Origin of the sequence: Rhizobium sp. RCC_161_2, from assembly GCF_041355235.1 — a bacterium.
Taxonomy (GTDB): domain Bacteria; phylum Pseudomonadota; class Alphaproteobacteria; order Rhizobiales; family Rhizobiaceae; genus Rhizobium.
On record NZ_JBFUPL010000047.1, the window covers coordinates 1 to 581 of the forward strand.

General features: G+C 58.5%; 1 protein-coding gene. It reads left to right on the plus strand.

The window, feature by feature from the left end:
- Positions 1–581, plus strand: a 581-nt coding sequence (locus AB6803_RS33095) for an IS701 family transposase (RefSeq protein ID WP_371112793.1), incomplete at both ends; no start/stop codon positions are given.

The window sequence follows — 581 nt, forward strand, 5'->3', positions numbered from 1 at the left end:
GTGCGGTTTGGCACTGTGCTTGCCGACGCCGGTTACGGTCTATCGGCTGCGTTTCGACAGGGATTGAGCGCAGGTGGCCTCACCTGGGCTGTCGGCATTCCCAAGCATCAGAAGGTCTATCCCCATGGTGTCGCACTGATCTTTCCTGTCTCCGGCCATGGAAGGCCGCGCAAGCATTCGATCCCCGACACTCTTTCGAGCGCAGCCGAAACGATCCTGGAAGGAACGACCTGGAAGAAGGTCAGTTGGCGGCGTGGCACCAAAGGTCGATTGACAGCACGCTTCTCGGCCCTGCGCATTCGGATTGCTGATGGTACCCCACAACGCATCCTCGACAAGGGACAACAGCACATGCCGGGGGAAGAGGCATGGCTCGTTGGTGAGTGGCGCTCAAACGACGAGCGCAAATACTACATCTCCAATCTTCCAGCCGAGGCGACATTGAAGCAGTTAGCGGCGGCCATCAAAGCGCGATGGGTCTGTGAGCAGGCTCATCAGCAGATGAAGGAAGAGCTTGGTCTCGATCACTTCGAAGGCCGGTCCTGGCAAGGCCTCCACCGACACGCACTGATGACAATGAT